The organism is Aeromonas sp. 11P (assembly GCF_051920165.1).
GTDB classification, from domain to species: Bacteria; Pseudomonadota; Gammaproteobacteria; order Enterobacterales; family Aeromonadaceae; genus Aeromonas; species Aeromonas veronii.
This window is the reverse complement of sequence record NZ_JBQBDJ010000004.1, coordinates 2,185,658-2,207,979: the sequence shown is the minus strand read 5'-3', so window position 1 is coordinate 2,207,979 and position 22,322 is coordinate 2,185,658. Positions and strand designations below refer to the sequence as shown.

At 58.9% G+C, this 22,322-nt stretch carries 15 protein-coding genes and 1 pseudogene; 8 read left to right on the top strand and 8 right to left on the bottom strand.

What is annotated here, in order from left to right; all coding sequences use genetic code 11:
* The first annotated feature begins 28 nt into the window (after window positions 1-28).
* The gene (gene chrA, locus ACTG1P_RS10015) at window positions 29-1,195 is read left to right on the top strand and encodes a chromate efflux transporter (protein ID WP_440001177.1); all 1,167 of its coding nucleotides are present in this window, start codon (window positions 29-31) and stop codon (window positions 1,193-1,195) included.
* A 73-nt stretch (window positions 1,196-1,268) separates the two neighbouring features.
* On the opposite strand, the gene msrB is transcribed toward chrA, so the two are convergent.
* From msrB to malQ, 4 genes are all read right to left on the bottom strand, one after another.
* On the bottom strand, window positions 1,269-1,655 hold the full coding sequence (gene msrB, locus ACTG1P_RS10010; protein ID WP_040068248.1) for a peptide-methionine (R)-S-oxide reductase MsrB: 387 nt from the start codon (window positions 1,653-1,655) through the stop codon (window positions 1,269-1,271).
* A 68-nt stretch (window positions 1,656-1,723) separates the two neighbouring features.
* Window positions 1,724-3,880, bottom strand: coding sequence for a glycogen debranching protein GlgX (glgX, locus tag ACTG1P_RS10005; protein WP_263085497.1), 2,157 nt, complete (start codon window positions 3,878-3,880; stop codon window positions 1,724-1,726).
* Window positions 3,880-6,057 carry a 1,4-alpha-glucan branching protein GlgB gene (glgB, locus tag ACTG1P_RS10000; protein WP_440001176.1) on the bottom strand — a complete coding sequence of 726 codons (2,178 nt, stop codon included), beginning with the start codon at window positions 6,055-6,057 and terminating at the stop codon, window positions 3,880-3,882. The genes glgX and glgB overlap by 1 nt, the downstream gene beginning before the upstream one ends.
* A gap of 82 nt (window positions 6,058-6,139) precedes the next feature.
* On the bottom strand, window positions 6,140-8,329 hold the full coding sequence (gene malQ / locus ACTG1P_RS09995; protein WP_440001175.1) for a 4-alpha-glucanotransferase: 2,190 nt from the start codon (window positions 8,327-8,329) through the stop codon (window positions 6,140-6,142).
* Window positions 8,330-8,676: 347 nt separating this feature from the next.
* Here malQ and gap point away from each other — a divergent pair, with 347 nt between their 5' ends.
* Window positions 8,677-9,672 (top strand): type I glyceraldehyde-3-phosphate dehydrogenase, encoded by a 996-nt coding sequence (gene gap, locus ACTG1P_RS09990; protein ID WP_005335708.1) that lies wholly within the window; start codon window positions 8,677-8,679, stop codon window positions 9,670-9,672.
* Window positions 9,673-9,758: 86 nt separating this feature from the next.
* Window positions 9,759-10,625, top strand: a complete 867-nt coding sequence (locus tag ACTG1P_RS09985) for a D-hexose-6-phosphate mutarotase (protein WP_440001174.1) — start codon at window positions 9,759-9,761, stop codon at window positions 10,623-10,625.
* Between the two features lie 70 nt (window positions 10,626-10,695).
* Here the strand turns inward: ACTG1P_RS09985 and nadA are convergent, their stop codons facing one another.
* Window positions 10,696-11,769, bottom strand: coding sequence for a quinolinate synthase NadA (nadA, locus tag ACTG1P_RS09980; RefSeq protein ID WP_005335706.1), 1,074 nt, complete (start codon window positions 11,767-11,769; stop codon window positions 10,696-10,698).
* A gap of 139 nt (window positions 11,770-11,908) precedes the next feature.
* Here nadA and ACTG1P_RS09975 point away from each other — a divergent pair.
* Window positions 11,909-14,013, top strand: a pseudogene (locus ACTG1P_RS09975) (methyl-accepting chemotaxis protein).
* A gap of 69 nt (window positions 14,014-14,082) precedes the next feature.
* Here the strand turns inward: ACTG1P_RS09975 and ACTG1P_RS09970 are convergent.
* Together ACTG1P_RS09970 and ACTG1P_RS09965 are read right to left on the bottom strand one after the other, a co-directional pair.
* Complete coding sequence (locus ACTG1P_RS09970) at window positions 14,083-14,538, bottom strand: NfeD family protein (RefSeq protein WP_440001173.1); 456 nt, start codon at window positions 14,536-14,538, stop codon at window positions 14,083-14,085.
* On the bottom strand, window positions 14,535-15,458 hold the full coding sequence (locus tag ACTG1P_RS09965) for an SPFH domain-containing protein (protein WP_108541051.1): 924 nt from the start codon (window positions 15,456-15,458) through the stop codon (window positions 14,535-14,537). Before ACTG1P_RS09965 ends, ACTG1P_RS09970 begins: the two co-directional genes overlap by 4 nt.
* 197 nt (window positions 15,459-15,655) lie before the next feature.
* On the opposite strand from ACTG1P_RS09965, the gene cysG reads away from it, so the two are divergent.
* From cysG to cysC, 4 genes are all read left to right on the top strand, one after another.
* The gene (cysG, locus tag ACTG1P_RS09960; protein WP_440001172.1) at window positions 15,656-17,104 is read left to right on the top strand and encodes a siroheme synthase CysG; all 1,449 of its coding nucleotides are present in this window, start codon (window positions 15,656-15,658) and stop codon (window positions 17,102-17,104) included.
* Between the two features lie 65 nt (window positions 17,105-17,169).
* Entirely contained in the window at window positions 17,170-18,108 is a 939-nt protein-coding gene (gene cysD, locus ACTG1P_RS09955; protein ID WP_440002293.1) for a sulfate adenylyltransferase subunit CysD, read from the top strand.
* Window positions 18,109-18,120: 12 nt separating this feature from the next.
* Window positions 18,121-19,548, top strand: a complete 1,428-nt coding sequence (cysN, locus tag ACTG1P_RS09950) for a sulfate adenylyltransferase subunit CysN (protein ID WP_440001171.1) — start codon at window positions 18,121-18,123, stop codon at window positions 19,546-19,548.
* Between the two features lie 184 nt (window positions 19,549-19,732).
* Complete coding sequence (cysC, locus tag ACTG1P_RS09945; RefSeq protein WP_440001170.1) at window positions 19,733-20,323, top strand: adenylyl-sulfate kinase; 591 nt, start codon at window positions 19,733-19,735, stop codon at window positions 20,321-20,323.
* Between the two features lie 281 nt (window positions 20,324-20,604).
* On the opposite strand, the gene ACTG1P_RS09940 is transcribed toward cysC, so the two are convergent.
* A complete protein-coding gene (locus ACTG1P_RS09940; RefSeq protein WP_440001169.1) occupies window positions 20,605-22,287 on the bottom strand; it encodes a hypothetical protein in 1,683 nt (560 codons plus the stop codon).
* Window positions 22,288-22,322 lie beyond the last annotated feature (35 nt).

Below are 22,322 nucleotides of genomic sequence, written 5' to 3'. Positions count from 1 at the left end.
ATATCTCCTCTCCATCGGGAGAAGAGGGATGAGGGGGAAGATCGTGGGGCAGGTATTTATTCAGTTTTTATGGCTGGGATGCATCAGCTTTGGTGGTCCGGCCGCTCATATCGGCTATTTCCAGCGTACCTTCGTCCAGCGGCTCGGCTGGCTGACACAGGCCGAATTTGCCCGCTTGCTGGCGCTGTGCCAACTGCTGCCGGGGCCCGCCTCCAGCCAGCTTGGTTTCGCCATCGGTCGTCATCGCGCCGGTCTGGGCGGGGCGCTCTCAGCTTTTCTTGGCTTCACGCTGCCCTCATTTCTTCTGCTACTGGCGGCCGCGATCGGCATCGGCCAGCTGGGCAGCAATTTGTGGCTCGATGCGGCGCTGCATGGCCTCAAGCTGCTGGCGCTCATCGTGGTGGCCGATGCGGTGCTCACCATGAGTCGTCAGTTCTGTGCCACGGGAATGACCCAAGGGATCATGGTGGTGACCGCAGCCGCACTCTGGTGGCAGCCCGGTCTGCTGACTCAACTGTTGATGCTGGTGGGAGCGGCGCTGATCTGCGCCCGCAGCCAGCGCGGGGCGGGCAGTGTGCCAGCCACCGCTGAGCTGCCTGCTGCCGCCAGCAGTCAGCCTCATTGGCCGACCCTGTTGCTGTTTGGCGTCCTTTTTATCGGTCTGCCGCTGCTCGGTAGTCCGCTTGGTCAACTGGTTGCCGACTTCTATCGCGCCGGTAGTCTGGTGTTTGGTGGTGGCCATGTGGTGCTGCCGCTGCTGCAAGAGAGCGTGGGCCACACTCTCAACGAGCAGCAGTTTCTGACCGGTTACAGCCTGGCCCAGTTGGTGCCGGGCCCCATGTTTACCCTTGCCACCTATCTTGGCGCCCAGTTGCAGCCAGAAATGCCGATGATCGCGGCCCTGTTGGCGACCCTGGCGCTCTTTGTTCCCGGCTTTCTGCTGCTCTGGGCGGTGGGCCCCTGCTGGCAACAGTGGCTGGCTCAGCCCCGTCTGGCGGGGGCCGTCACTGGTATCAACGCCGCCGTAGTGGGCTTGTTGCTGGCGGCCCTCTATCAGCCGGTATGGCAGAGCGCCGTGCTGGCGCCGACCGATCTGGCGCTGGCGGCCATCGGCTTTTATCTGCTGCGGGTGGTGAAGCTGCCGATACCGGCCATCGCGGCCCTGTTGGTGATGGCTGCTATCCTGCTGGCGTGAATGCGGTGAAATCCCGATAAAAAACGGCGCCTCCGTGATGGAGGCGCCGTTTTTATTGCAATGGGTCAGCCGCTTAAGCGTCGGGATCGAAATCCAGACTCAGGCTGTTGACGCAGTAGCGCTGGCCTGTCTCGGTCGGCCCATCGGGGAAGACGTGACCGAGGTGAGAGCCGCACTGGCGGCAGGTGATCTCCACTCGCTTCATGCCGTGGCTGTTGTCCTCGGTGTACTCCACCGTCCCCTCGATGGCCTTGTCGAACGAGGGCCAGCCGCAGCCGGAATCAAACTTGGCTCCTGAGTGAAACAGCACGCTCTTGCAGCAGACACAGAGGTAGTCGCCGCTCTTGCGATTGTGGAGCAGGGCGCCGCTGTAGGGGCGCTCGGTGCCCTTCTCCCAGCAGACGTGAAACTGCTCGGCGGTCAGTTTGCTGCGCCACTGTTCCGGATTGTTACTGCTCATACCGACTCCTTGCCATCCATACCGGAGCCCAGCATAGCGGCTCCGTAAAGCTGACTCCAGCATGCCTCTTATGCTTTGCCTGTATCTGTGATCGAGGTGGCAACCATCTCCTCACCGGATGCAGGGAGAATTTCCTGCTGCGGTGGCTGGGCATCCTCCGCCGTGCTGGCCAGCGCCACCCGCTCCAGCAGTTTGAGGGAGTGGGCCCGGCCGACCGCCACCTGCCGTTTGATGTCATCGGGCAGGAAGGGCAGCCCATCGTTGGTGGCGGTGTCGATGGTCTGGATCCACTCCAGCCCTTCCCCCGGCGGTGGCAGGCGGAACTGGATGTCATAATCGCTGGCGTTGAACAGCACGTACCAGCGCTCGCCGACACAGTTGATCATGCCGATATCCATGGCGAACGCCTGCCCCATAGGGGCGTGCCAATCCTGATCGGTGAGCTGGTGGCCGTCCGGGTGATACCAGTTGACCTGATGGCAGCTGGACGGTGCGCCATTCCAGCTGTCGTCGCTCAGCTGCAGGTTGGAGAAGACGCAGGACTCTGCCCGCAGTGCCATCATCTGCTGGGTGAAGGCGAACAGCCGCTCATCCTCCGGCCGCCACTGCCAGTTGACCCAGCTGATCTGGTTGTCCTGACAGTAGGCGTTGTTATTGCCAAGCTGGCTGCGTCCCATCTCGTCGCCGGCGAGGAAGTGGGGAGTGCCTTGGGAGAGCAGCAGGGTGGCAATCAGATTGCGCTTCTGCTGCTGGCGCAGGCTGTTGACCCGCGGATCCAGGGTCGGCCCCTCTACCCCGTGGTTATAGGAGAGGTTGTTGCCGTGACCGTCCCGATTGTCTTCACCGTTGGCCTGATTGTGGCGCTGGTTGTAGGAGACCAGATCTTCCAGGGTGAAACCGTCGTGATAGCAGAGGTAGTTGACGCTGGTGTGGGGGGAGCGCCAGTTCTTCGGGAAGATATCCCGCGAACCTACCAAGCGGGTGGCAAAGTCCCCCATCTTGCCCGCATCACCGCGCCAGAAGGCGCGCACCGTGTCGCGGTAGCGGTCGTTGATCTCCTGCCACTGGCTCGGGAATTGACCCAGCCGGTAGCCGAAGGGACCGATGTCCCAGGGTTCGGCGATGAGTTTGACCTGTGACAGCACAGGGTCGGCCATCACGGCCTTGAAGAAGGCGCCCATGGGCTCGAACTCCCCCGCTTCCCGCGCCAGCGTCACCGCCAGATCGAAACGGAAGCCATCCACCTGCATCTCGGTGACCCAGTAACGCAGAGCATCGAGCACCAGCCGCAGGGTGTTGGGGTGATCCAGATTGACGCTGTTGCCACAACCGGTCACGTTGGCGTGACGGGTGTAGTCCGGGCCGTGGGGGCCCGCTTCGAAGGCGTAGTAACCGGCGTTGTCAAAGCCCTTGAACGAGAGGGTGGGGCCGTCGAAGCCAGAGGCGGCAGTGTGGTTGTAGACCACATCCAGGATCACCTCGAGCCCGGCCCGGTGCAGCTCGCGCACCATGGTCTTGAACTCGGTCACCGCCTCGTCGGCCCTGGTGCTGTAGCGTGGCTCCGGGGCGAAGAAGGCGATGGGGTTGTAGCCCCAGTAGTTGGTCAGTCCCAACTGCTCCAGTCGCGGTTCCGACATGAAGGCGGCCACCGGCATCAGCTGCACCGAGGTGATGCCGAGGCTCTTCATATGTTCGATGACCAGCGGGTGACTGATGCCAAGGTAGGTGCCCTGCAGCGCTTTGGGGATCCCCGGGTGCTGCTTGGTAAAGCCCTTGACATGGGTTTCATAGATAATGGTGCGGGCTGGGCTGATCCCGGGTTTGCCAACCCCTTGCCAGTCAAAGCTGTCATCCACTACCACCGACTTGGCAATCATCCCGGCGCTGTCCCCCTGATAGAGGGCTTCATCCCAGTAGGTGGGACGACTGAGCGCCCTGGCGTAGGGGTCAATCAGAAGTTTTTGCGGATCGAACAGCATCCCCTCCTGCGGGGTGCCATAGACCCGATAGCCGTAGCGCTGACCGGCCTTTACACCGCGCACGTAGCCAAAGCGATACTGGCCACGGCGGCCGGGCAACTCCAGCCGCATCAGCTCCTGCTCCTGCTCGTCGTACAGGCAGATCTCCACCTTGTCCGACTGGGGGGCCCAGACGCAGAAGTGGCAACCGTTCTCGTCAAGGCGGGCCCCCAGCGGGTGGCCCACCCCTTTTTCCATTACAAGCATCAAGACTCCTGTTTGATAAACAAGGTCGCCAGCGGCGGCAGATCCAGCACTATGCTGTGTGCCATCCCCTGCCAGGGGGTCGGCTCGGCAGCGAACACCAGACCTACATCATAGTTACTGCCCCAGTAATACTCGCTGTCGGTGTTGAGCACCACCCGATAGTGGCCCGCCGCAGGGACGCCGATCCGATATTCGATACGGGGCACCGGGGTGAAGTTGCAAGCCACCACAATAGCCTGCTTGCCCTCTTTGTCCGCCCGCAGCCAGGCAAAGATGCTGTTGTCGGCATCGTTGTGATCCAGCCAGCGGAAGCCGGTCTGCTCATAATCGGCCTGATACAAGGCAGGCTCATGACGGTAGAGGTGGTTGAGATCGTGGATCAGCCGCTGCTGACCGGCATGCTTGGGATATTGCAGCAGGTGCCACGGCAGCTGGGCGTCGTGGTTCCACTCGTTGCTTTGGGCGATCTCGGTGCCCATGAAGTTGAGCTTCTTGCCCGGGTGGGCGTACATGAAGCCCATATAGGCCCGCAGGTTGGCTGCCTGCTGCCACTCGTCGCCCGGCATCTTGTAGAGCATGGAGTGCTTGCCGTGTACCACCTCGTCGTGGGAGAGCGACAGGATGAAGTTCTCGTCATAGTGGTAAACCATGGAGAAGGTCATGTCGTTGTGGTGGTAGCGGCGGTGGATCGGCTCTTTCTGCATATAGGTGAGGGTGTCGTGCATCCAGCCCATATTCCACTTGAAGCCAAAGCCGAGGCCGCCGAGGAAGGTGGGGCGGGAGACGCCGGCAAAGGCGGTGGACTCTTCGGCTATGGTCATGGCGTGGGGAAACTTGCCGTAGACCTCCTCGTTGGTCCACTTCAAGAGGCTGATCGCCTCGTAGTTGTGGTTGCCGCCATCGACGTTCGGTACCCATTCACCGGCGTTGCGGGAGTAATCCAGATAGAGCATGGAGGCGACCGCATCCACCCGCAGTCCGTCGATGTGGAACTTGTCGAGCCAGAACAGGGCGCTCGCCACCAGGAACTGGCGTACTGTGTCGCGGCCAAAGTCGTAGATGTAGGAGTTCCAGTCCGGGTGCCAGCCACGGCGCGGATCCTCGTACTCGTAGAGCGGGGTGCCATCGAAACGGGCCAGGCCGTGGGCATCGGACGGGAAGTGGGCGGGCACCCAGTCCAGAATGATGCCGATCCCGGCCTGGTGGCACTGGTCGACGAAGTATTTGAAATCATCAGCGGTGCCGTAGCGGCTGGTGGGGGAGAACATACCCACCGGCTGGTAGCCCCAGGAGCCGCTGAAAGGGTGCTCGGAGACCGGCAGCAGCTCGATGTGGGTGTACTCCATCTCCTTGACGTAGGCGACCAGCTCCATTGCCAGCTCGCGCCAGCTCAGGCTGTCGCCGTTGGGGTGGCGCTTCCAGGAGCCGACATGCAGCTCATAGATGGAGAGCGGCTGCTCACGCTTGTCGTTGTGCTGGCTGGCAATCCACTCGGCATCCTGCCACTGGTACTGGGTGTGGTCATAGACCACGGAGGCGAACGACGGATACTGCTCGCAGTAAAAGCCGACCGGATCGCTCTTGTGGGGCAACCGGTTGCCCATGGGATCCTTGAGCTCGAACTTGTAGCGATCCCCGGCCTTGAGGCCCGGCACAAACAGCACCCAGTGACCGCAGAGGCTTCGCTGCATCGGATGGCGGCGGCCATCCCAGAAGTTGAAATCGCCGATGAGGCTCACGGCGGTGGCGCTCGGCGCATAGACCGCAAAACGTACCCCTTCCACCTGCTGGCCAAGATGCTCCACGGTGCGCAGCTGGGCGCCAAGGGTGTGGTAGAGGTTTTCCGGCTGGGCGGTCAGTTCGGCCAAGCCTGCCCAGGCGGCATCCTGAAACTGATAGGGGTCGATGACCTCGGTGGTGGCATCTTGGTAGCTGGCGAGCAGCTGATAGGGGAAGGAGTTTTTGCGGCGGGTGAAAACAGTTTCAAAAAGACCCGATTCATCGGTGGGCGCCAGGGTGGCAACGACTTTGCCCGACTTGAGATCCTTGACGCGGACTTCGAGGGCATCAGGCAACCAGGCGGTCAGTTTGAGGCCGGGCCCATCCGGATTGGCCTGCAGGCCTAAGTGAGAGAAGGGATCGGAACAGCGGGCAGCAACCAAACGTTCAACGAGCATCGAGATTTCCTTTCATGACAGAGCATCCACTCCGGCCGAAGCCGGAGTGGATTTAGGTGAGAGCGCTGTGGGAGACAGCGTCTCAACGACTGGCCTCATCACGGGCTTGGCTCATCTTGCCAGCCAGTGCCTTGAGTGCCTCATTGGCAAAAATATCTTCCAGATCAGCGGAGAGCTTGCGGCGCCAGTTGGGGTATTCGTAACTGGTGCCCGGTACGTTGACCGGCTTGTCCATCTCCAGCCAGTCTTCCAGCTGGGTACTGAACAGGGCGCAGCTGCCGCGGGACATATGGATCTGCAGACCGTGGTTGAGTTCGGTGTTCATGCCGACCCAGTTCACGTCATGACTGATGTTGTCAGAGATGACCTTGTGGGCATGCAAGCTGTCGAGGATCCGCTGTTTGGCCTGGTGACGATCAGCATACAGAGTCTTCAATACATCTTCATCCGGATACAGACCCAGTTGACGGCCGAGCGCCAGATCATCGCAGTGCCAGAAGCCCTTGAGGGTCGGCATGTCGTGGGTGGTCAGGGCCGACATCGCCTGCTCGGTGTAGTGCGCCGGGGAGATAAAGCCGCCATCTTCCTTGGAGCGTTCGAAGAAGAACACCTTGTAGGAGTGAACGCCATTCTCTTTCAGGGTCACGTCGATCCCCTCCGGCACGGTACCCAGATCCTCGCCGATCAGCAGGCACTGATTGCGGTGGGATTCGAGGGCCAGAATACCCAGCAGATCGTTGACCGGATAGTAGATGTAGGCGCCCTTGGCGGCGGACTCTCCGGGCGGTACCCACCACAGGCGCAGCAAGGCCATTACGTGGTCGATGCGCAGAGCGCCACAGGAGCGCATGTTGGCACGGAACAAGTCCACCATCGGCTGGTAGGCCGCTTCAAACAGCTTGTTCGGGTTCATCGGGGGCAGGCCCCAGTTCTGACCGAGCGGGCCGAGGATATCGGGCGGCGCACCGACCGAGGCTTTCGGGCAGTAGAGATCCTGGTTGGCCCAGATCTCGGTGGAACCTTCCGAGACGCCCACTGCCAGATCCCGGTAGATACCCATCACCATGCCGGCAGCCTTGGCACGGGCATCGGCTTGCGCCAATTGCTCATCAGCCAGGAACTGCAGATAGAGATAGAAGTTGACATCTTGCGGGTGCTCGGCCATCCAGGCGGCAACGGCAGGGTTGTGGTAATCGCGCAGCTCCTGCGGCCATACCGGCCAGCCCCAGGCATTTTCTCCTTTGGCATAGAAGTAGGCCTGCAGGGCATCAAATGCTGCCTGCTGTTGCAGGCTGTCGCCACCGGCGGCCACGAAGGCATCAAAGGCGGCCTGACGCTCGGCGCCAAGGCTCGCTTCGTCGAACACCTGACGCAGCATGCCGAGTTTGGTCTGGATCACGCCGGTGTAATCGACGTTCTCTTTGGCGCGCAGGTCGGCCAGATGTTGCTGGAAGGCAGGGCTTGCCACTTCTGCTTTCAGGCGAGCGCTCTGCTGGAATTCGGGCACCGCTTCCACATTGATATAGGCCACGTTGAGCCAGCGACGGGAAGAGGGGCTGTAGGGACTGGCGCTCTCCGGATTGGCCGGATAGAGGGCATGGATAGGGTTAAGGCCGACGAAGTGGGCACCCCAGGCTGCGGCTTTCTCGACCAGCTGGCCCAGATCGCTGAAATCACCGATACCCCAGTTGTGGCGGCTGCGCAGGCAGTAGAGCTGCACGCTCGGGCCCCATACCTTGCGGCCATTGGCAATCGGCGCCTGTTTGTAGCAGGCCTTGGGGGCGACGATGAGGCGCATGGTGGCCAGCGGCTCGTCATTGCCCTCTTCCAGCAGCACCAGCTGGTGATAACCCAGCTCAGGGGCCATATCCAGCGTGACGCGATAGGCCTGGCACTCCATCTCCTCGAACTCGGCCACGCCGACCAGCTCACCCTCGATGGGGGTGAATTGACCGGACAGCACAGCACCCTGCTCCTGCTGGAGCTGCCAGGTGAGGGCGTCGTTGACGAATTCGATGGGGAGGCGAACCTCAAGGGTAACGGCGTCGCCGGTGCGAACCACCATCACAGGATCCAGCGCCCGCAGCCAGTGCTGGCGATGCTCCTCTTCCAGCTGCTGCACCAGTGCGGCCTCGTCATCGACGCGGTAGCCCATGGCGCCCAGCATGGCGGCCTTGCTCTCTTCTGATACCTGGGCCGGGTGGCCCCAGGCATCGACATACTCGCTGGCGATACCTTTTGCGGCAGCCAGCTGTTCAATCAGGGTGGTCATAGTTTGAGAATTCCCGCTGTGGATTCTATCTATACTATTTTGTTTGATTTTTATGGGGTGGTACTTGAACAGTGGCTCTTTGGCCATGCTAAACCGCGCACATTTTTACATATCTCTGTGAATGGTTGTGTGACCGAGTAGGCACTATTGTTGATATCTGCGCGATGCCACGATCTGGCACTTTTTTCGTCAAAACGTGGTAATCAGTTACATAAACAGAAAATTAATTTCACAGTTTTTCATGATATAGCGCAATTTCAGACAGAATGTTGGTTGACTCACCGGAGAGTTCTAGTAAATTTACAAGCGGAATTTTCTTTGACTACTGAACAGTTAGGTAACTAAATATGACTATCAAAGTAGGTATTAACGGTTTTGGCCGTATCGGTCGTTTCGTATTCCGTCTGGCTTGCGAGCGTGCAGACATCGAAGTTGTTGGTATCAACGACCTGATCGATGTTGACTACATGGCTTACATGCTGAAGTACGATTCAACTCACGGTCGTTTCAACGGTACCGTTGAAGTTAAAGACGGCAACCTGGTTGTAAACGGCAAAACCGTACGTGTTACCGCTGAGCGTGACCCGGCCAACCTGAAGTGGGGCGAAATCGGTGTTGACGTTGTTGCTGAAGCTACCGGTCTGTTCCTGACCGACGAGACTGCTCGTAAGCACATCGCTGCTGGTGCCAAGAAAGTTGTTCTGACTGGCCCGTCCAAAGACGCTACCCCGATGTTCGTAATGGGTGTTAACGACTCTACCTACGCTGGCCAGGACATCGTTTCCAACGCTTCCTGCACCACCAACTGCCTGGCACCGATCGCCAAGGTTCTGAACGATACCTTCGGTATCGAGTCTGGCCTGATGACCACCGTTCACGCTACCACTGCTACCCAGAAGACCGTTGATGGTCCGTCTGCCAAAGACTGGCGCGGTGGCCGCGGTGCGGCTCAGAACATCATCCCGTCCTCTACCGGTGCTGCCAAAGCTGTTGGCGTAGTTATCCCGGAACTGAAAGGCCTGCTGACTGGTATGGCTTTCCGTGTTCCGACTCCGGACGTGTCTGTTGTTGACCTGACCGTTAACCTGAAGAAAGCTGCCACCTACGCAGAAATCTGCGAAGCGATGAAAGCTGCTTCCGAAGGCGCTATGAAAGGCGTTCTGGGCTACACCGAAGACGAAGTTGTATCTACCGACTTCCTGGGTGAGCGTCAGACCTCCGTATTCGATGCCAAGGCTGGTATCCAGCTGAACGACAAATTCGTTAAAGTTGTATCCTGGTACGACAACGAAATGGGCTACTCCAGCAAAGTTCTGGACCTGATCGCTCACATCTCCAAGTAATTTGGGATGCGCAATCGCGTAGCTTGAAAAAGGCGGCCATTGGCCGCCTTTTTGTTTTTCGGTTTCCCCTGATGACAGGAGTCCACATGCAATCCATTCGTCCCCTGACAGCCAATTGCAAGCTTGCCAACAATGCGGCCGGTCTGCCGGTTCTCACCATCAACAACGACTATGCCAAGGCCGAGATCAGCCTGTTTGGCGCCCATGTGCTGAGCTATCAGCGTCATGGCGAGCCGGCCTCCATCTGGCTGAGTGACAAGGCGGTGCTGGATGGCAGCAAGCCTGTTCGCGGTGGTATCCCGATCTGCTGGCCCTGGTTTGGCCCGGCGCCTGCCCGCGTCGGTAGCGGCAAGCCCTCCCACGGTTTTGCCCGTACCACCCTCTGGATGCTGGACGGAGTCTCAGATCACGCCGATGGCACGCTCGTTCATCTCTCCCTGAGCGACAGCGATGCGACCCGTGCCCTGTGGGATCACGCCTTCGAGCTGGAGCTGGATGTGCTGGTGGGCAAAGAGCTCTCGCTGGTGCTGACCACTCGCAACACAGGTGCCCAGCCGCTGACTTACAGCGGTGCGCTGCACACCTATCTGACCATCAGTGCGCCGGAAGCGGTGAGCGTGAGCGGTCTGGGTGAGCCCTATGCCGACAAGCTGACCGGACAGGATGCCAAACAGCAGGGTGCATTGACCCTGAACGGGCCGCTGGATCGGGTCTACTGGCAGCCAGAGGCACTGGTGAGCGTGCAGGATGGTGAGCGCGAGACTCGGGTAGTGAGCGGCAACCACGACAGCGTAGTGGTCTGGACTCCCTGGCTGGAAGGGGCCACCGCCATGGCCGACATGAGCGACGATGGCTATCGCACCATGCTCTGCGTCGAAGCGGCCATCGCCGGCGACGCTGGGGTGACCGTCGCACCGGATGAAGAGTACAGCCTCTCCACCGTAATCATCTGAGTTGGATTAGGTTCAGATAAATAAAGAGGGCTCCCGCGGGAGCCCTCTTTGCATCTCGTGACGGCGGCAATCAGGCGTTGCCCTGGGTCTTGAGCTTAAGTTCGGCGGCGAAATTGAGCATCCGGTCGAGGGGGATCAAGGCTTTGACCCGCAGATCTTCGTCGACATGGATCTCGTGGCGCTCGGCACCATCGGTGAGGGCCTCCTTGATCGCTACCAGACCGTTCATCGCCATCCAGGGGCAGTGGGCGCAGCTGCGGCAGGTAGCGCCATCGCCACCGGTCGGGGCTTCCACCATCTCTTTCTCCGGACAGGCCTGCTGCATCTTGTAGAAGATGCCCCGATCGGTCGCCACGATCAGCTTCTGCTGGGGTAGCTCCTTGGCCGCCTTGATCAGCTGGCTGGTGGAGCCCACCGCATCGGCCAGCTCGATCACCGAGGCGGGGGATTCCGGATGAACCAGCACGGCGGCGTCCGGATTCTGCTCTTTCAGCTCGCGCAGGGCGCGGGCCTTGAACTCGTCGTGGACGATGCAGTGGCCCTGCCAGCGCAGCATTTGCGCCCCGGTCTTCTTCTCGATATAGGCACCCAGATGGCGATCCGGGCCCCAGATGATCTTGTGCCCCAGACTGTCGAGGTGCTCGACGATCTCCAGCGCGATGCTGGAGGTCACCACCCAGTCAGCCCGCGCCTTGACCGCCGCCGAGGTATTGGCATAGACCACCACGGTATGATCCGGGTTGGCATCGCAGAAGGCAGAGAACTGCTCGATGGGGCAGCCCAGATCGAGGGAACATTCGGCCTCCAGCGTCGGCATCAGCACCCGTTTGTGGGGGCTCAGGATCTTGGAGGTTTCGCCCATGAAGCGCACCCCGGCAACGATCAGGGTCTGCGCCTCGTGATCGCGGCCAAAGCGGGCCATCTCCAGCGAGTCGCCAACGAAACCACCGGTGGCTTCGGCCAGCGCCTGGATCTCGGGATCCGTGTAGTAGTGGGCAACCAGTACCGCCTTGCGCTCCTTGAGCAGCGCCTTGATTTCTGTGGTCAAGGTCGTTCTCTGCTCGGCACTCAGGGGAAGAGGTTTGGCCGGAAAGGGGTAGTCCATCGCGACTACCGGCGGGACACTGCTCAGTGCATTGCTCATTGCGACTGTTCCATCAACGCTCGGGAAGGCCAAAATTATAACCAGAAGCCGACGACAAACCCATCACAAATCCGGTGAGCTGCAAGTGGACGAATATACTCAATTAATTCGTTGTCACGCTGCCATAAGGAGTTGTCGCATGAAGCAACGTTCCCTCAAGTTCAAATTGTTGTGCCTGACCATGGGACTGTTTCTGCTGACCGGGCTGGCCATGACCCTGTTGCAGTCAGCCTCTTTCAGTACCCTCCGTGGCATGGTGATGACCCAGACCAGCGATGCGCTGGAACAAGAGGTCTCCCACAGCCTGCAGTATCAGGCGGAGCGCTATGCCATCCAGATTGCTTCGCTGATGCAGAACTCCTATCAGATCCCCCTGACCGTGACTGCCCAGATTGAAGCAGGGATGGGCAAGCCAGCGCTGCGGTTGTCGCGGCCCCAAGTCGAGTTTCTGCTCGACAGCAGCTTGCAGCAGGCGAGCGGGATCAGCTCCATCTACGCCCAGTTTGAACCGGATGGTTATGACGGCGAGGATGGCAACTGGCTGGGCGGAGCCAGTCACTCGGTGGCGGGCAAGGGGAGCATGGAGATCTACTTTACCAAGGATCAGGGGGGCACCGTGGCCCAGCAGCCGGTGGATGCCGCCGCCAGCGAGGCCAAGTTTGATACCTCCCTCAACGAGTTCGGCATTCGCAACAGCGAGTGGTATCTCTGTGGTCGCGATACCCGCCAGCCCTGCCTGATGGAGCCCTACCTCTACGAAATCAGCCCGGGCAACAAGATGCTGATGACCAGTCTGACGGTACCCGTGCTGCGTGACGGCAAGTTTGTCGGGCTGGCCGGGGTGGATATGAACCTGCCCATCTTCCAGCAACTGGCTGAAAACCTTGGCAAGAGCCTCTATGACAACAAGGCGGATGTGACCCTGGTCAGCAAGATGGGGCTGATAGTAGGCAGCAACCGCTATGCCGACAAGCTGGGCCGTCCACTCAAGGAGGTGGGCCTGACCCTGCCTGACGGTCAGCCGGTCAGCAGCGACAGTGACTTTATTCTTCATCAGCCCATTCGGGTTGAGGCAGCCAATACCCAGTGGTGGTTGATGATCAAGGTGCCCAAGGCTCTGGCTCTGAGCAAGGCGCACGCCATAAGCAATGAACTGGGCACCCTGCTGGTGGATGGCCAGCGGCAGCAGATCATCGCCATGGGCGGTATCACCCTGTTGGTGCTGGGGCTGCTGGTCTGGTTTATCCAGACCATCACAGCGCCGCTTTCCCTTATCAGCCGCCATGTGGGCCATCTCTCCAGCAACGAGGGGGACCTGCCCAGCAGATGGAGATCGATACCCATCAGGAGCTGATCGATCTTGGCTCCCAGCTCAATGCCTTCCTCGGCAAGCTGCGGGGCATGGTGCAAATGAGCAAGGGGATTGGCCAGCAGGTCTACCAGCAGGCGCGGGAGATGAAACATACCGCTGACACCATGCGCAACAGTCTGGATGAGCAGAATCTGGAGCTGGAGAGCGTGGTGAGCGCCATGCATCAGATGAGCACCACGGCAGTCAGCGTGGCGGGTTATGCCGAGCAGGCGGCGCAGGAGTCGGAAGCAGCGACCCACCATATCAATACCGCCCAGCAGACCCTCAGCAATGCCCGCAACGAGATCCATACTCTGGTCGGCGATATGCATGAGGCGGACAAGGCGGTGGCGCTGGTGGCCCAGCGCAGCACCAATATCAGCCGGATCCTCGATGTGATCCGCGCCATTGCCGAGCAGACCAATCTGCTGGCCCTCAATGCCGCCATCGAGGCCGCGCGGGCAGGGGACATGGGCCGCGGCTTTGCGGTGGTGGCGGACGAGGTGCGGGCGCTGGCGACCAAGACCCGTGAATCGACCGACGAGATTGGCCAGCTGATTGGTAGCCTGCAAACAGAGGTGAGCAGCAGTCAACGTCTGATGAATACCGGCATCGAGCGCTCCACCACCACGGTGCAGGGCACCGAGCAGGCGTTCGAGGCGCTCAATCGGGTGGTGGCACAGATCCAGCAGATCCACGACCACATCAGTCAGGTGGCTACCGCGGCCGAGCAGCAGAGCGCCGTCAGTGACGATATCAACAAGAATTTGATGCGGATCGGTGATACCGCCAACGTGATCGGGCAGGAGGCCAGCTCCAGCCATCAACTGAGCGAGGCGCTGGAGCAAGCGGCCACGGCGCTCGCCAGTCAGCTCGATCGGTTACGTACCTGAGTGGCAGCCAGAGAGACAAAAGCCCGCGAGCGATCGCGGGCTTTTTTATGACTCGACGGCAGAGTTGCGTCAGTGGCGGGGCTCAACCAGCAGGATGTGGGAGTCGGCCCCGACCACCCTGACCTTGCTGCCCGCAGGCAGCGACTCGTCACAGCGCACCGTCCAGACCGTGTCGTCCAGATGCACCCGACTGGTGCCTTGGGTGACATCATCCAGCAGGGTCAGCTCGCGGCCCATATAGCTCTGCATCCGCTCGTTGATGGTGCTGGCGGCATCCTGACCCGAGTTGTCGTGCTGGTGCTGCCAGCGCCACCAGGCCCAGGTGGTGAGCAGGGATTGCACCGCAAACAGCAGCAACTGCGCCTGCCAGCCAAAGGGCCAGATCAGCAGCAGCAGGCCCACTTCCAGCGCGGCGATGCCGGTCCAGAGCAAAAAGCCCACCGAGCCGAGTACCTCGATGGCCAGCAGAATGAAGCCGAGCCCCAGCCAGTGCCAGTGGGTCAGCCCCTCTAACAGGGCTGTCATGACTTGCTGCCCTTGCCATCTTTGTTGAACAGCTCGGCCATGCCAGCCACCGAGCCAATCAGGCTGCCCGCTTCCAGCGGCATCATGATGATCTTGCTGTTGGGGCCTTCACCGATGCGGGCCAGTGCCTCGGTGTACTTCTGGGCCACGAAGTAGTTGATGGCCTGCAGATCCCCCTCGGCGATGGCTTTAGAGACCATGTGGGTCGCCTTGGCTTCCGCTTCGGCTGCCCGTTCCCGCGCTTCGGCGGCGAGGAAGGCGGCCTGACGCTCACCTTCGGCTTTGAGGATCTGGGACTGCTTCTCGCCTTCCGCTTTCAGGATCTTGGACTGGCGCACCCCTTCGGCTTCCAGCACCTCGGCCCGTTTCTGGCGCTCGGCCTTCATCTGGGCGTTCATCGCCTCGACCAGTGCCAGCGGCGGGCGCACATCTTTAATCTCGATGCGGGTCACCTTGATACCCCAGGGGGCTGTGGCGGCATCCATGGTGCGCAGCAACTTCTCGTTGATGGTATCCCGCTGGGAGAGCATCTCGTCCAGCTCCATGGCGCCGAGCACGGTGCGCATATTGGTCATGGTGAGATTGCGGATGGCGCTGGTGAGATCGTTGACCTCGTAACCCGCTTTGCGGGCATCCACCACTTGCATAAAGCTGATGGCGTCGATGGTGACGTTGGCGTTGTCGCGAGAGATCACCTCTTGTGCCGGGATGTCCAGCACCTGCTCCATCATGATGATCTTGTGGCCGACCCGATCCACGTAGGGGATCAACAGGTTGAGACCCGGGGTCAGGGTGCGGGTGTAGCGGCCGAAGCGCTCCACCGTCCAGTTGTAGCCCTGGGGCACTATCTTGATGCCCGCGCTCAGGGTAGCGAGCACCAGGAACACGAAAATCCCTAGCACAATCAATGATTCATTCATCATTTAGCTCCTTATGAAACACAGTCCCTAGCCTATGGTCTGGCGTCAGGTACCACAAGTGACTTTGTACGCCTTTGTCATGAATTGGGTTTGCTAATTACCAAAACGCATTAAAAAGCATTTTTTATTATTTTGAGGGATAAGCTGCCCTGCCTATAGTCGCCCCATATTAGTCGTGTTCCGAGGGATGGGCCGAAATGGATTATTTACCTATGTTTGCCAAGTTGGAAGGCCGCCCGGTACTGCTGGTGGGCGGGGGCGAGGTTGCCCTGCGCAAGGCGCGCCTGCTGCTGGCGGCTGGTGCCCGGCTGACCCTGGTCTCCCCGGAGCTTGAACCGGAATTTGCGGAATTCACCGGTCGTTTCACCCATCTGGCCGAGCGCTTCACCCCGGCCCATCTGTCTGGTCAGATCCTGGTCGTTGCCGCTACAGACAATCTCGAAGTCAACGCACTGGTTTATCAAAGTGCCAACCAGCTGGGCCTGTTCGTCAACGTGGTGGATGACCCCAAACGCTCCAGCTTTATCTTCCCCTCGATCATCGATCGCTCGCCGCTGATGGTGGCGGTCTCCAGCGGCGGCAAGGCGCCGGTGCTGGTACGCCTGCTGCGCGAACGGCTGGAGAGCCTGCTGCCGCGCCATCTTGGCGGGCTGACCGAGCTCTCCGGCCGGGTCCGAGACAAGGCCAAGCGGGTGCTCTCCTCGATTTCCGATCGCCGCCGCTTCTGGGAGCGCGCCTTTGCCTCCAACACCCTCGCCAGCCTGATTGAAAAAGAGGATTGGCAAGGTGCCGAGCAGTGGCTGAGCGATGGCCTCGACCAGGCGAAAAGCGAAGTAGGAGAAGTGGTGCTGGTCGGCGCGGGCCCCGGCGATCCGGGCCTGTTGACCCTCAAGGCGCTGCAACAGATTCAACAGGCTGAAGTGGTGCTCTACGACCAGCTGGTCTCGCCTGAGATCCTCGATCTGGTGCGTCGTGACGCCACCCTGGTGTCGGTCGGCAAGAAGGCGGGCGCCCACAGCGTGCCGCAGGAGGAGACCAATCGCCTGCTGGTGGAATACGCCAAGGCGGGCAACCGGGTGGTGCGGCTGAAAGGGGGCGATCCCTTTATGTTTGGCCGGGGTGGCGAGGAGTTGGAAGTGCTGGCCGACGAAGGAATCCCCTTCTCGGTGGTGCCCGGCATCACGGCCGCCGCCGGTGCCACCGCCTATGCCGGTATTCCGCTCACTCACCGTGATTACGCCCAGAGCGCCGTCTTTATCACTGGGCATTGCAAGCAAAATGGCCAGAAAGAGGGCAAGGAGCCCGACTGGCAGCAGCTCGCCGCCACCAGTCAGACCCTGGTCATCTACATGGGGCTGATGCGCTCCGAGCATATTCAGCAGCAGCTGGTGGATCACGGCAGAAGCCAAGCCACCCCCATCGCCATCATCGAGCGCGGCACCACATCCCGCCAGCGGGTGTTGACCGGTACGCTGGCTGATTTGGCGGAGCTGGCCAAACAGGCGGTGAGCCCGTCGCTTATCGTCATCGGCGAAGTGGTTGCCCTGCGCGAGCGGCTCGCCTGGTTTGGGGAGCAGAGTGGCGAGCAGCTGCGCGCTAACCCGGATCTCGATGGCTGCGACCTCAAGCTGGTGCAGCTGGCCTGAGGGCAAAGAGCTATTTGATGTGGCTGCCGGTGCGGCCGCGCACTGAACCACCCCGCGCCCTGACCATGCGCGTTAGTAATGACCAGAGGACCAACATGGACCGTGAAAGATTGACGCACTTGCAGCAGCTGGAAGCCGAGAGCATCCATATCATCCGCGAGGTGGCTGCCGAATTTGAAAACCCGGTGATGATGTACTCCATCGGCAAGGACTCCTCCGTCATGCTGCATCTGGCCCGCAAGGCCTTCTATCCGGGCAAGATCCCGTTCCCCTTGCTCCACGTCGACACCGACTGGAAGTTCAAGGAGATGATCAAATTCCGCGACGAGACCGCCAAGAAGTACGGGCTGGATCTCATCGTCCACAAGAACCCGGAGGGGCTCGCCATGGGCATCAACCCCTTCGTCCACGGCAGCGGCAAGCACACCGACATCATGAAGACCGAGGGGCTCAAGCAGGCGCTCAACAAATACGGCTTCGATGCCGCCTTCGGTGGCGCGCGCCGCGACGAGGAGAAGTCCCGCGCCAAGGAGCGGGTCTACTCCTTCCGTGACAAGTCCCACCGCTGGGATCCGAAGAACCAGCGTCCCGAGCTGTGGCGGGTCTACAACAGCCAGGTCAACAAGGGGGAGAGCATCCGGGTGTTCCCGCTCTCCAACTGGACCGAGCTGGATATCTGGCAATACATCTATCTGGAAAAGATCGACATAGTGCCGCTCTACTTCGCGGCCCATCGCCCGGTGGTGGAGCGCAACGGCATCAAGATCATGGTGGATGACGATCGCATGCCGCTCACCGCCGAGGATGAGGTGAAGCAGGAGCTGGTGCGCTTCCGCACCCTCGGTTGCTACCCGCTGACCGGGGCCATCGAATCCGCTGCCACCACCTTGCCGGAAATCATCGAAGAGATGCTGCTCACCACCTCGAGCGAGCGGCAAGGGCGGCTGATTGACCACGATCAGGCCGGCTCCATGGAGCAGAAGAAGCGTCAGGGATATTTCTAAGGAGTCGTCAGCATGAACAGCCATATTCAGACCGCCATCACCGAACAGGGCATCGAAGCCTACCTGCACGCCCAGCAGCACAAGAGTCTGCTGCGTTTTCTCACCTGCGGCAGCGTGGATGACGGCAAGAGTACCCTTATCGGTCGCTTGCTGCACGACTCCCAGCAGATTTATGAAGATCAGCTCAAAGCGCTGGAGTCTGACAGCCAGAAGCTTGGCACCACCGGCGAGAAGCTGGACCTGGCCCTGCTGGTAGACGGCCTGCAGGCGGAGCGCGAGCAGGGCATCACCATCGACGTGGCCTACCGCTACTTCTCCACCGCCAAGCGCAAATTTATCATCTCGGATACCCCGGGCCACGAGCAGTACACCCGCAACATGGCGACCGGCGCCTCCACCTGCGATCTGGCCATCATATTGATCGACGCCCGCAAAGGCGTGCTGGATCAGACCCGCCGCCACAGCTTTATTGCGAGCCTGCTCGGCATCAAGCAGTTCGTGGTGGCGGTCAACAAGATGGATCTGGTGGAGTTCAGTCAGGAGGTGTTCGAGCGCATCAGTGCCGACTACCGTGAGTTCGCCAAGAAGCTCAGCGTCGACACCATCCATATCGTGCCGGTCTCGGCGCTGGACGGCGACAACGTGGTCAACCAGAGCGACAAGCTGGCCTGGTATCAGGGGGAAACCCTGCTTGCCCTGCTGGAGTCTGCCGAGGTGGAGCGCGAGCTGGAGCGTCACCCGGTGCGCCTGCCGGTGCAGTATGTGAACCGCCCCAACCTCGATTTTCGCGGCTTCGCGGGGACGCTGGCCTCCGGCATCCTGCGGGTGGGCGACAAACTGGCGGTGCTGCCGTCCGGCAAAGAGAGCACGGTGACCCGCATCGTCACCTTCGACGGCGATCTGGAGTACGCCCTGCCGGGTCAGGCCATCACGGTCACCTTTGCCGACGAGATCGACATCAGCCGCGGCGACCTGCTGGTGGATGCCGCCAACCGTCCGCAAGTGACCCAGAACCTGCTGGCCCATATCGTCTGGATGGGAGAGGAGTCCCTGCAACCGGGCCGGGTCTACGACGTCAAGCTGGCCACCAAGAAGAGTCGCGGTCAGGTGGAGGCCATCCGCCACCGCATCGATATCAACAAGCTCGACGAGCTGCCCGCAAGCGAGCTCAAGCTCAACGAGATCGGCCTGTGCGAGCTGAGCCTCACCGACCCGGTGGCGTTCGACCCGTATCAGGAGATCCGTGATACCGGCAGCTTTATCCTGATCGACCGGCTGAGCAACGTCACCGTCGGCGCCGGCATGATAGTGGAAGGCTTGGCCGCCAAAGTCGCCAAAGGTCACTACAGCGAGTTTGAAATCGAGCTCAATGCGCTGGTGCGCAAGCACTTCCCCCACTGGCAGGCGCTGGCCATCGGCAACGACAGCGACAAGTCATAGCGCCTGGTGCCTCTCCCAAGGGAGAGGCAAATATTCCCTCTCCCAAGGGAGAGGCAAATATTCCCTCTCCCTCTGGGAGAGGGTTAGGGTGAGGGGCCTGCTCCCGCCGAGGAAAAGAGGGGGGCAGGGAGTTCCCTCTCCCTTTGGGTGAGGGGCAGGATTGCGCCGAAAAGAAGGAGTCAGGATGAATAACGTTGTGTGGCACCCGCATGCGGTGAACAAGGCCAGCCGGGCCGAGGCCAAGGGGCAGCGACCGCTGGTGATCTGGTTTACCGGGCTGTCGGGGGCGGGCAAATCGACTCTGGCGGGGGCGCTGGAGCAGGCGCTGGCGGCACAAGGCAAGCACACCTATCTGCTCGATGGCGACAATGTGCGCCACGGTCTGTGCGGCGATCTCGGTTTCGACGATGCCGCGCGGCAGGAGAATATCCGCCGGGTCGGCGAAATGGCAAAGCTGATGGTGGATGCGGGTCTTATCGTGCTTACCGCCTTTATCTCACCGTTTCGTGCCGAGCGGGCGCTGGTGCGCAGTCTCTTGGGCGAAGGGGAGTTTGTCGAGGTGTTTGTCGATGCGCCGCTCGCCGTCTGCGAAGAGCGCGACCCCAAGGGGCTCTATAAAAAAGCGCGGGCGGGGGAAATTCGCAACTTTACCGGTATCGACTCCGCCTACGAGGCCCCCGAGCAGCCGGAGATCCATCTGCTGAATGCCGGTAAACCGGTCGCTGCGCTGGTGGATGAGTTGCTGACCGCCCTGCGGCAGGGGAACTACCTGTAGTTGGATCGGAAGAACCTATAACAAGCGCCCGTCAGCCGTTAAGTTGGCCATCACAGGCGCTGCTGGACTGGTGGCTGCCACTATAAGTAAAAGTTGGGTCATTATCGGAAAACCCATAAATCCAGCTTATAGTGGTACCGACGAACCTTGAACCACTCCAAAGCGGTCGATAGCAACCCCGCAAGAGGATCTTCCGATCCTTGCTTATATCGCGGCGGGGTTATTCGCGATTGTCCGAATACGCTGCGCTATTCGAACCTAAGGGCTGTAGTTATGTGTTGTTAAGCATTCTCTTTACGTATTTTAAAAAGAAGGCCGACAGGGGATTTCTTGATTTTTTTATTCTCTTCCGCTAATTCTCTTATTGATTTTGGAATGTCTTTTAATTTTGGAACATCAAGTATTTGATTTGCAGCTATGGTGGCTAAGCCCCAGACTGGTGTACCAGTAACTGCTGCAGCCACTTCCAGAGATCCCACAACTAGCCAAGAACCAACATCCTTTCCTGCAAACTTCCATTTCTTATGGCTCAAGGTATCAAGATTTTTTTGATGTTGGCCAAATGCTGAGTGGATATTATCGAATATCTGGTCTCGGCTTCGGTGGAAATTATCAGGGTTAATTTCTATCAAATCATTTATTCCTTTTCCTAGAATATTTCTGATTTCATCCATTGCCCCATTTTTTCTTATTTCTATTAATGCTCTTGGAGGAATATTACCAATCCACTGCATATCACCTGTTGAAAGGTCACTTAATCCTTTTATAACATGTAGGTCTTTCGATTTTAATGTTGATTCAGCTCTTTCTGCATCGTATTCCATTTTCCAGACTAGGTACTGCCAAGAAGTTGGGGCATCTATTATTGGCGTGCCATTTAAACGTCGTGCCTTAATAAGCATTTCATTACTAACAGACATGCGACCAAGAGCTAAACTTGCCAGAGCTACTCCAGGTGTAATATTTCCAAATGGCTTAATATAATCGCTTTTCATTGCTTTTTCTATTTGGGTGCCTATATCTTCACTCCAATTGGCATCAATTAAAACTCGATTTTTATCAGATATTTCGGCAACAGTTCTCTCAATGGAATCCAATGAGCTACAAAATTCAATTAATTCTTCGAATGACTCGAAATCTCGTCCAAATAATTTACCTGAATGCACTAGAGAATCTTCCCTCCCTAGTCGCTGGAAAAACTCGCGTTCTCCATCTTGTAAAACAGCTAAGTCTGGTAAAATAACAACAATAGGTTCATCAATTTCTGCGCATGCCAGCTCCTTGTATTGCAAAATATTCATCGCATGCTTCATGAGGTAATAGGCTTTATCTGCCAGACTGGAATGCTCAAAGATAACTTTCGATCTTAAAAATGGATCTGGAAGTACAATTGTATCAGTATATAAACCACACTTAGATGCAATGTTTTCATCATGTGATGGAAAAAGATCACCACCAAAAATTCCTTTAACATTGTGGCGCATATCTTCTACATGGATGTGTGCGACTTCACCGAGCCCTTCCCAAAACTGGTCTATTACTTCAAGAAATTTATCAAGGTTATCTGTTATTTCTTTAATGGAGCCTTCGCTACTTTTTGCTGCCATTCCCGCATCATGCGGTTTCATCCCTCTTTGAGTCATCATTTTATAAAAATGACCAAAATTATCGTCTATGAATTTGAAATACATATGCTGTATTTCACTCAATGATGCTTCTTTTTTTAGTTCTTCACGATCATGCATTGCAGTAACAGCTAGAGCCATAGACCTGACAAGACCATCTACAGTGTCTAGATCTATCTCACCATCAGGACCTATGCGAACGGCAAGAAGGCTTTTTTCAACATCAAGACCTTCGGCAATTCTTATTTTTCCCGCTTGGAATTGTTCTTGAAGCACTTTTAGCCGTCGGCGAAGTCTTTGCTCATATGCAGCGTCTTCTATTGTCTTCTCGTCGCTCATTTTTAACTCCAGTCTCGATGAGATACTTAACTTTT

Bases quoted from the DNA above. Each gene is read 5' to 3' on its own strand.
- nadA (WP_005335706.1), bottom strand. From the start codon at position 11,769: ATGAGCAATGCACTGAGCAGTGTCCCGCCGGTAGTCGCGATGGACTAC.
- chrA (WP_440001177.1), top strand. From the start codon at position 29: ATGAGGGGGAAGATCGTGGGGCAGGTATTTATTCAGTTTTTATGGCTG.
- cysN (WP_440001171.1), top strand. From the start codon at position 18,121: ATGAACAGCCATATTCAGACCGCCATCACCGAACAGGGCATCGAAGCC.
- ACTG1P_RS09940 (WP_440001169.1), bottom strand. From the start codon at position 22,287: ATGAGCGACGAGAAGACAATAGAAGACGCTGCATATGAGCAAAGACTT.
- cysD (WP_440002293.1), top strand. From the start codon at position 17,170: ATGCGCGTTAGTAATGACCAGAGGACCAACATGGACCGTGAAAGATTG.
- ACTG1P_RS09970 (WP_440001173.1), bottom strand. From the start codon at position 14,538: ATGACAGCCCTGTTAGAGGGGCTGACCCACTGGCACTGGCTGGGGCTC.
- cysC (WP_440001170.1), top strand. From the start codon at position 19,733: ATGAATAACGTTGTGTGGCACCCGCATGCGGTGAACAAGGCCAGCCGG.
- malQ (WP_440001175.1), bottom strand. From the start codon at position 8,329: ATGACCACCCTGATTGAACAGCTGGCTGCCGCAAAAGGTATCGCCAGC.
- cysG (WP_440001172.1), top strand. From the start codon at position 15,656: ATGGATTATTTACCTATGTTTGCCAAGTTGGAAGGCCGCCCGGTACTG.
- msrB (WP_040068248.1), bottom strand. From the start codon at position 1,655: ATGAGCAGTAACAATCCGGAACAGTGGCGCAGCAAACTGACCGCCGAG.
- glgB (WP_440001176.1), bottom strand. From the start codon at position 6,057: ATGCTCGTTGAACGTTTGGTTGCTGCCCGCTGTTCCGATCCCTTCTCT.
- glgX (WP_263085497.1), bottom strand. From the start codon at position 3,880: ATGCTTGTAATGGAAAAAGGGGTGGGCCACCCGCTGGGGGCCCGCCTT.
- ACTG1P_RS09965 (WP_108541051.1), bottom strand. From the start codon at position 15,458: ATGAATGAATCATTGATTGTGCTAGGGATTTTCGTGTTCCTGGTGCTC.
- gap (WP_005335708.1), top strand. From the start codon at position 8,677: ATGACTATCAAAGTAGGTATTAACGGTTTTGGCCGTATCGGTCGTTTC.
- ACTG1P_RS09985 (WP_440001174.1), top strand. From the start codon at position 9,759: ATGCAATCCATTCGTCCCCTGACAGCCAATTGCAAGCTTGCCAACAAT.